Here is an 8,565-nt window from a genome sequence, read left to right on the forward strand (position 1 = left end):
GGATCGCCGCTGCCCGCGTCCCCCAGCCGGGCCCGGCGTCCTGGACGCGCACGTACTGGCCCAGCTGAAGGCACTCAAAGGGAACTTGAGTACGCCTACTCAGGCGCCCCCACGGCCGAAGCACCACTCTGGTGACATGCTGTGGTCGGATCCGGATGACGAGCCGCCGAAGGACCTGCGCGAAGCGCAGGACATGCTTCGGCGGCTCGGCCTCTTCATGGCCGTGGCAATGATTCTGACGATGCTCGTGATCGGCCTGAGGTGAGCCGGCGGGCAGCCGTGGCTAACCTGACCGCATGACTGCTACGCGCCGCCGCCTGATCCTCGCCTCCGCCTCCCCCGCCCGGCTGGCCCTCCTGAGGCAGGCCGGCCTCTCACCGGAAGTGATCGTGAGCGGGGTCGACGAGGACGCCGTCACCGCGCCCACCCCGGCCGAACTGGCGCTCGCGCTGGCCGAGGCCAAGGCCTCGGTCGTGGCGGCGAAGCCGGAGGCGCAGGGCGCCCTGGTGATCGGCTGTGACTCGGTGCTGGAGCTGGACGGGCAGGCCCTCGGCAAGCCCGCCGACGCCGAGGAGGCGACCGCCCGCTGGAAGGCGATGCGCGGACGGACCGCAACCCTCCAGACGGGCCACTGCATCTGGGACACGGCGGCCAAGCGCTACGTCGCCGGGATCGCCTCCACCGTCGTCCACTTCGGCGAACCGACGGACGAGGAGATCGCCGCGTACGTCGCCTCCGGCGAACCCCTCTACGTCGCCGGGGCCTTCACCCTGGACGGCCGTTCGGCGCCGTTCATCGACGGCATCGACGGCGATCACGGCAATGTGATCGGCATCAGCCTGCCCCTGGTGCGCAGGCTGCTGGCCGAACTGGGCGTCGGCATCACGGAGTTGTGGTCGCCGGCCGAGTGACCGGAGCGGACACGGAGTCCCGCGCCCCCTCACCCCCGCCCGGCGCCTCACCCGTACGCTCCGTACGAGGCGCCGGCACGGCCGCCCCACCCGAACCCGCACCGGGGACCACACCCGGCGCCGCAGCCGACCCGGGCTCGGTCAGAGCGTCCGGATCCCCGCCCTCCCCGGCCCCACCCCCACCGCCGGAGGCACCCTGCTGCGGGCCGGCCTCGTGGTCGTACGTCATCAGGAGCAGGACGACGAGGCCGAGCACCACCATCAGGAACAGGAACGCCGTCCAGCCGACCATGCTCCAGGCGAACGCGCCGAGCAGGCCGTGCACGACGGCCACGCTGATCAGCAGGACCCGGCCGAAGCCCGCGGGCGCGCGGTTCCGCACCGCGACCAGGACGGCCACCAGCGCGCACAGCGCGAAGTAGAGGCCGAAGACCACACCGCCGATCTTCGAGGACGTCGCCATCGTGGACGGGTCGAGCCCCGCCAGGGACATGTCCTGACGGTCGACGACGACGCCGAGGAACCAGTTCAGCGCCGCGATGAAGAAGGCCTCCACCAGGAGGACGACCGCCACGACCCACGCCACCGGTCTGCGCACCACCGGTCTCCACCCACTCTCAAGCCACGCGACTGTTACCACAGGTACGTTCGAGCCGTCATGAACGCTACTAACGGGTAAACCGCGGGACAAGGGTTCGCGCAGCAGCAAAGAATCATTGGGCCATTCGTAGGGACTCGACAAAGAAACAGAGTGGGCCGCAGCACGCTCTCACAGAGACCTTGACCACATGACCGGGCTAGGGTTTCCGGGAGGAGAGCTGCGTACCGAGGTGCGACAAGGCTTTTCGCGGGTCGAGCGAGCCTCGAATCACGCTCCGTGTGGGCAAGCTCACCATTGGGGACGGGTCGAAGTGCCGTGTCGGCAGTCCCTAAACTCGGCTTGTTTCAAGGAGGGAGCCTCAATCGTGCGCAAGGTGCTCATCGCCAACCGTGGCGAAATCGCTGTCCGCGTGGCCCGGGCCTGCCGGGACGCCGGGATCGCGAGCGTGGCCGTCTACGCGGACCCGGACCGGGACGCTCTGCATGTCCGCGCCGCGGATGAGGCGTTCGCCCTGGGCGGTGACACCCCGGCCACCAGCTACCTGGACATCGAGAAGGTCCTGAACGCGGCGCGCGAGTCCGGCGCGGACGCCGTCCATCCGGGTTACGGCTTTCTCTCGGAGAACGCCGACTTCGCGCAGGCGGTGCTGGACGCCGGTCTGATCTGGATCGGCCCGCCGCCGCAGGCGATCCGCGACCTCGGTGACAAGGTCGCCGCCCGTCACATCGCCCAGCGCGCCGGCGCCCCGCTGGTGGCCGGTACGCCGGACCCGGTGAGCGGCGCCGAGGAGGTCGTGGCCTTCGCCGAGCAGCACGGCCTGCCCATCGCGATCAAGGCCGCCTTCGGTGGCGGCGGCCGTGGCCTGAAGGTCGCCCGCACCCTCGAAGAGGTCCCGGAGCTGTACGAGTCGGCGGTGCGCGAGGCGGTCGCCGCCTTCGGCCGCGGCGAGTGCTTCGTGGAGCGCTACCTCGACCGCCCCCGGCACGTGGAGACCCAGTGCCTGGCGGACAAGCACGGCAACGTGGTCGTCGTGTCGTCGCGTGACTGCTCCCTGCAGCGCCGGCACCAGAAGCTGGTCGAGGAGGCCCCGGCGCCGTTCCTGTCCGACGAGCAGGTCGCCGAGCTGTACCGCGCCTCCAAGGCCATCCTCAAGGAGGCCGGCTACGTCGGCGCCGGCACCTGTGAGTTCCTGGTCGGCCAGGACGGCACGATCTCCTTCCTGGAGGTCAACACCCGCCTCCAGGTCGAGCACCCGGTGACGGAGGAGATCTCCGGCATCGACCTGGTCCGCGAGATGTTCCGCATCGCCGACGGCGAGGAGCTGGGCTACGACGACCCGCAGCTGCGCGGCCATTCCTTCGAGTTCCGCATCAACGGCGAAGACCCGGGCCGTAACTTCCTGCCCGCGCCCGGCACGGTCACCACGTTCAACGCGCCGGCCGGCCCCGGTGTCCGCCTGGACGCGGGCGTGGAGTCCGGCTCGGTCATCGGCCCGGCCTGGGACTCCCTGCTGGCCAAGCTGATCGTGACGGGCCGTACCCGCAAGGAGGCCCTGCAGCGGGCCGCGCGCGCCCTGGACGAGTTCCAGGTCGAGGGCATGGCCACCGCGATCCCCTTCCACCGCGCGGTGGTCAAGGACCCGGCGTTCGCCCCCGAACTCACCGGCAGCGAGGCCCCGTTCACGGTCCACACCCGCTGGATCGAGACCGAGTTCGTCAACGAGATCAAGCCCTTCACCACCCCCGCCGACACGGAGGCGGAGGAGGACACGGGCCGCGAGACGGTCGTCGTCGAGGTCGGCGGCAAGCGCCTGGAGGTCTCCCTCCCGGCGTCCCTCGGCATGTCCCTGGCCCGCACCGGCCTCGCGGCGGGTGCCAAGCCGAAGCGCCGCGCGGCCAAGAAGTCCGGCCCGGTGGCCTCCGGCGACACCCTCGCCTCCCCGATGCAGGGCACGATCGTCAAGGTCGCCGTCGAGGAGGGCCAGGAGGTCAAGGAGGGCGACCTGGTCGTCGTCCTGGAGGCCATGAAGATGGAACAGCCCCTCAACGCCCACAAGGCGGGCACCATCAAGGGCCTGAACGCCGAGGTCGGCGCGTCCATCACCTCGGGCGCGGCGATCTGCGAGATCAAGGACTGACGGCACGCTTCACAGTGACGCCCGGTGGACCGATCACTTTCGGTCCACCGGGCGTCACTTTTTCGAGTACGCGAGGGACAGCCAACCCCGGGGGGCGGGGCTGTTTTCCCTATGCGGCTGCCGCCGCGATGGGGGTCCCCCCGGGTTCGAGCGAAGCCGAGAACTTGGGGGAGCGACCAGGCGTCCTCAGCGCCGCCGCAAATCAGCGACGCGCCCCCGCTCAGCCCCCGTCGGCTGATCCCCGAGCACTCCACGCAGCCCACCTCCCGGGGCACCCCGCCTAGGCCCCGGCAGGGATGCACGCCGCGCCGGGGCCTGCTCACCCCCCGGAGGGGCCCCGCTCGCCCCGGACACGGCGATCTGCACCCCTTGGTCGGCAAGGGCCTGCAACTCGGTGCCGGCGCGGTCGTCGTGCGGCGGGGGCTCGTCGGTGACCAGGCGGGTGATGACGTCCGTCGGCACCGTCTGGAACATCGTGTCTGTGCCGAGCTTGGTGTGGTCGGCGAGGACGACGACCTCGGCGGCGGCCTGGACGAGGGCCCGGTCGACGGACGCCGAGAGCATGTTGGACGTGGACAGCCCCCGCTCCGCGGTCAGGCCGCTCCCGGACAGGAACGCCTTCGACACTCTCAGCCCCTGCAGGGACTGTTCCGCGCCGGAGCCGACGAGGGCGTAGTTGGAGCCGCGCAGGGTGCCTCCGGTCATCACGACCTCCACCCGGTTGGCATGGGCCAACGCCTGGGCGACCAGGAGGGAGTTGGTGACGACGGTCAGTCCGGGCACCCGCGCGAGCCGGCGGGCCAGCTCCTGTGTGGTGGTACCCGCGCCGACCACGATGGCCTCGCCTTCTTCGACGAGACTCGCGGCGAGGTCGGCGATGGCCGTCTTCTCGGCGGTCGCGAGATGGGACTTCTGCGGAAAGCCCGACTCACGTGTGAATCCGCCCGGCAGTACGGCACCGCCGTGCCGGCGGTCGAGGAGTCCTTCTGCCTCCAGTGCCCGCACGTCCCGCCGTACGGTCACTTCGGAGGTCTGGACGACGCGGGCGAGCTCACGGAGCGACACGGCACCGTTCGCTCGCACCATTTCGAGGATCAATTGGCGACGTTCAGCAGCGAACACGAAACTGACAGTAACCCCAGCGACCGTCTGGTTTCAGCAGTTTGCGCCGAATAACAGAAGTTGTTCGCATGGCAGGGTGGGAAGTGGTATAGGAGCTACCCGCCCCGACTATGCCGTACGCACTCGCGGCAACTCCCCGTGACCAGCGGGGAGTCGGATCCGGCCGTCACGCCTCCGCGCTCGCCTTGCGGCCGTGCAGCTGCCGGGCCACCTCGGCGATCGACCCCGAAAGGGAGGGGTACACGGTGAACGCGTTCGCGATCTGTTCGACCGTCAGATTGTTGTCGACGGCGATCGAGATGGGGTGGATCAGTTCCGAGGCGCGGGGCGCGACGACCACACCGCCGACGACGATGCCCGTACCCGGCCGGCAGAAGATCTTGACGAAGCCGTCCCGGATGCCCTGCATCTTGGCGCGCGGGTTCCGCAGGAGGGGCAGCTTGACGACCCGGGCGTCGATCTTGCCCGCGTCGACGTCGGCCTGCGAGTAGCCGACGGTCGCGATCTCAGGGTCGGTGAAGACGTTGGAGGAGACGGTCTTCAGGTTCAGCGGGGTCACCGCGTCGCCGAGGAAGTGGTACATGGCGATACGTCCCTGCATGGCGGCGACGGAGGCGAGCGCGAAGATGCCCGTGACGTCACCGGCCGCGTACACGCCCGGGGCGGTCGTACGCGAGACCTTGTCGGTCCAGATGTGACCCGAGTCGCGCAGCTTGACACCGGCCTCCTCCAGGCCGAGCCGCGCGCTGTTCGGAATGGCGCCGACGGCCATCAGACAGTGCGAGCCGGTGATGACCCGGCCGTCCGCCAGCGTCACCTCGACCCGGTCGCCGACGCGCTTGGCGGACTGCGCGCGGGAGCGGGCCATGACGTTCATGCCACGGCGCCGGAAGACGTCCTCCAGGACGGCGGCGGCGTCCGGGTCCTCGCCCGGCAGCACGCGGTCGCGCGACGACACCAGGGTGACCTTCGACCCCAGCGCCTGGTACGCGCCGGCGAACTCGGCACCGGTCACACCGGAGCCGACCACGATCAGCTCTTCCGGCAGCTCGTCGAGGTCGTAGACCTGGGTCCAGTTGAGGATGCGCTCGCCGTCGGGCTGGGCGTCGGGCAGCTCACGCGGGTGACCGCCGGTGGCGATGAGGACGGCGTCGGCGGTCAGGGTCTCCTCGGTGCCGTCGGCGGCGGTGACGACGACCTTGCGGGACCCGTCGAGGGCCTGCATGCCCTCCAGGCGTCCGCGTCCGCGCATGACCCGGGCGCCGGCGCGCGTGACGGAGGCGGTGATGTCGTGCGACTGCGCGAGCGCGAGCCGTTTCACCCGCCGGTTGACCTTGCCGAGGTCGACCCCGACGACCCGGGCGGCCTGCTCCAGGGGCGGCGTGTCGTCGGCGACGATGATCCCCAGCTCTTCGTACGACGAATCGAAGGTGGTCATCACCTCGGCCGTAGCGATGAGCGTCTTCGACGGCACGCAGTCGGTCAGCACCGACGCTCCGCCCAGACCGTCGCAGTCGACGACGGTCACCTCCGCACCGAGCTGCGCGGCTACCAGGGCCGCTTCATATCCGCCGGGTCCGCCACCGATGATCACGATCCGAGTCACGTACTCCATTGTCCCGCACGCTTCAACGTGCTACTGCCCGGGGGCGCACCCGAGTGTCTCCGGGGGCGCGGGTGACGGGACTTTCCCTGCCGTACCCTCTCTCCATGTCGCTCTATGCCGCGTACGCCGGCAATCTCGACGCGCGCCTGATGGCTTTCCGCGCGCCGCACTCCCCGCTGCGCGCCACGGGCTGGCTGAACGGCTGGCGGCTGACGTTCGGCGGCGAGCAGCCGGGCGGGGAGGGCGCGCTGGCGACGATCGTCGAGGATCCGCTCGCCCAGGTCTTCGTCGGGCTGTACGACATCGCACCCATGGACGAGGAGTCCCTCGACCGGTGGGAGGACGTGGGCGTGGATCTCTACCGCCGGGTCCGGGTGCGCGTGCACACCCTGGACGGCGAGGAGGCGGCGTGGACGTACGTCCTGAACGGCTACGAGGGCGGCCTGCCCTCGGCGCGCTACCTGGGTGAGATCGCCGACGCGGCGGAATCGGCGGGGGCGCCCCACGATTACGTGATGGAGCTGCGGAAACGCCCCTGCTGAACGGGCGCCGACTCTAAAATGGGGCACCGACGCACCAACGGGAGAGCACATGGCCCCCACGACCACCTATGACGTCTACTACACGGTCCAGGCCGCAGCGGCCCGCGACCGCCTCGACGACCGGATGCGGAACGCATTCGACAAAGGCATGGCCATGCTGGCCCGCGACCCCTTCCTCTCGGTGTCCCGGCCCATAAGCTCCACCGGTGACGACCGTACGATCCGGCTCACCCAGAACATCCTGGTGGAGTACACGGTGAGCCGCGGCCGTCTGCTGATCTTCATCGTCGAGGTCTTCAACGACAAGGACATCCTCATCCCCGAGGAGTGACAGCCCTGCCGCGGGCGGCTTTCGTCGGAAACGACAAGACAACGATCCCTATCCCGTGGGCTCTGTCATCTACGCGCGTAGGCGAAGAGCGGTTACCCTCGTCGACGTGAACGCATCTCTTCTTCCGGACGACATCCAGGGCGACCCCTACGCCGCCGCCGACGCCGCCGCCGCGCGCCTGCGCGAACTCACCGGCGCCGAGACCCACGACGTCGCCCTCGTGATGGGCTCCGGCTGGGCTCCGGCCGTCGACGCCCTGGGCGCACCCGACGCCGAGTTCCAGGTCACCGAGCTGCCCGGCTTCCCGCCGCCGGCCGTCGCGGGGCACGGCGGCAAGATCCGCTCGTACTCCTTCGGTGACAAGCGCGCCCTGGTCTTCCTGGGCCGCACCCACTACTACGAGGGCCGTGGCGTCGCCGCCGTCGCCCACGGCGTGCGCACCGCGGTGGCCGCCGGCTGCAAGACGGTGGTCCTCACCAACGGCTGCGGCGGCCTGCGCGAGGGCATGCGCCCCGGCCAGCCGGTCCTCATCAGCGACCACATCAACCTCACGGCCACGTCCCCGATCGTCGGCGCGAACTTCGTCGACCTGACGGACCTCTACTCCCCCCGCCTGCGCGCCCTGTGCAAGGAGGTCGACGCCACCCTGGAGGAGGGCGTCTACGCGCAGTTCCCCGGCCCGCACTACGAGACCCCGGCCGAGATCCGCATGGCCCGCGTCATCGGCGCGGACCTGGTCGGCATGTCCACGGTCCTGGAGGCCATCGCCGCGCGTGAGGCGGGCGCCGAGGTGCTGGGCATCTCCCTGGTCACCAACCTGGCGGCCGGCATGACCGGCGAGCCCCTCAACCACGAGGAGGTCCTCCAGGCGGGCCGCGACTCCGCCGCCCGGATGGGCCAGCTGCTGGCACAGGTTCTGGGCAAGCTGTAAGAGCTGTAAGAGGGACGCTGTACGGCGGTGGCGCGAGGCGATCGCGAGCACTGCGGTGACGCCATGGCGCGCGCGGACGCTGCGGTGGCCTGTGGTGACCGAGGACGCTCGGTGGCGTGAGCCGACCGCGGACGCTGCGGGGCCCATGGTGACCGCGGACGCCGCGGTGGCGTGAGCCGACCGCGAGCACTGCGGTGACGCCATGGCGCGCGCGGACGCCGCGGTGGCCCATGGTGACCGCAGACGCTGCGACGGCACGAGCGACCGCGAATACTGCGGGGGGGCACGCCGACCGCGAATACTGCGGGGGCGAGCCGACCGACCGCCGGCGCCGCGGCGGTCGGTAGTGCGATCCCTGCCCGCCCGCTGTCCAGCCGACCGAGT

At 70.6% G+C, this 8,565-nt stretch carries 9 protein-coding genes; 6 read left to right on the forward strand and 3 right to left on the reverse strand.

The window, feature by feature from the left end; translation table 11 throughout:
• Positions 1-136 precede the first annotated feature (136 nt).
• Both mmpB and M878_RS64670 read left to right on the forward strand, forming a co-directional pair.
• Complete coding sequence (mmpB, locus tag M878_RS000000101825) at positions 137-265, forward strand: morphogenic membrane protein MmpB (RefSeq protein ID WP_023547155.1); 129 nt, start codon at positions 137-139, stop codon at positions 263-265.
• A gap of 31 nt (positions 266-296) precedes the next feature.
• The gene (locus tag M878_RS64670; RefSeq protein ID WP_023547156.1) at positions 297-911 is read left to right on the forward strand and encodes a Maf family protein; all 615 of its coding nucleotides are present in this window, start codon (positions 297-299) and stop codon (positions 909-911) included.
• Here the strand turns inward: M878_RS64670 and M878_RS64675 are convergent.
• A complete protein-coding gene (locus tag M878_RS64675) occupies positions 883-1,509 on the reverse strand; it encodes a hypothetical protein (RefSeq protein ID WP_425347898.1) in 627 nt (208 codons plus the stop codon). The genes M878_RS64670 and M878_RS64675 overlap by 29 nt on opposite strands.
• Positions 1,510-1,876: 367 nt before the next feature.
• On the opposite strand from M878_RS64675, the gene M878_RS64680 reads away from it, so the two are divergent.
• Positions 1,877-3,649, forward strand: coding sequence for an acetyl/propionyl/methylcrotonyl-CoA carboxylase subunit alpha (locus M878_RS64680; protein WP_023547158.1), 1,773 nt, complete (start codon positions 1,877-1,879; stop codon positions 3,647-3,649).
• Positions 3,650-3,835: 186 nt separating this feature from the next.
• On the opposite strand, the gene M878_RS64685 is transcribed toward M878_RS64680, so the two are convergent.
• Together M878_RS64685 and M878_RS64690 are read right to left on the reverse strand one after the other, a co-directional pair.
• A complete protein-coding gene (locus tag M878_RS64685; RefSeq protein ID WP_078630289.1) occupies positions 3,836-4,771 on the reverse strand; it encodes a DeoR/GlpR family DNA-binding transcription regulator in 936 nt (311 codons plus the stop codon).
• Between the two features lie 166 nt (positions 4,772-4,937).
• Positions 4,938-6,386, reverse strand: coding sequence for an NAD(P)H-quinone dehydrogenase (locus tag M878_RS64690; protein WP_023547160.1), 1,449 nt, complete (start codon positions 6,384-6,386; stop codon positions 4,938-4,940).
• Between the two features lie 95 nt (positions 6,387-6,481).
• Between M878_RS64690 and M878_RS64695 the strand changes: the two genes are divergently transcribed.
• From M878_RS64695 to M878_RS64705, 3 genes are all read left to right on the forward strand, one after another.
• Positions 6,482-6,919 (forward strand): gamma-glutamylcyclotransferase family protein, encoded by a 438-nt coding sequence (locus tag M878_RS64695; RefSeq protein WP_023547161.1) that lies wholly within the window; start codon positions 6,482-6,484, stop codon positions 6,917-6,919.
• A gap of 49 nt (positions 6,920-6,968) precedes the next feature.
• Positions 6,969-7,250, forward strand: coding sequence for a hypothetical protein (locus M878_RS64700; RefSeq protein WP_023547162.1), 282 nt, complete (start codon positions 6,969-6,971; stop codon positions 7,248-7,250).
• A gap of 106 nt (positions 7,251-7,356) precedes the next feature.
• The gene (locus M878_RS64705) at positions 7,357-8,181 is read left to right on the forward strand and encodes a purine-nucleoside phosphorylase (RefSeq protein ID WP_023547163.1); all 825 of its coding nucleotides are present in this window, start codon (positions 7,357-7,359) and stop codon (positions 8,179-8,181) included.
• Positions 8,182-8,565 lie beyond the last annotated feature (384 nt).

It is taken from the genome of Streptomyces roseochromogenus subsp. oscitans DS 12.976 (assembly GCF_000497445.1).
Taxonomy (GTDB): Bacteria; Actinomycetota; Actinomycetes; order Streptomycetales; family Streptomycetaceae; genus Streptomyces; species Streptomyces oscitans.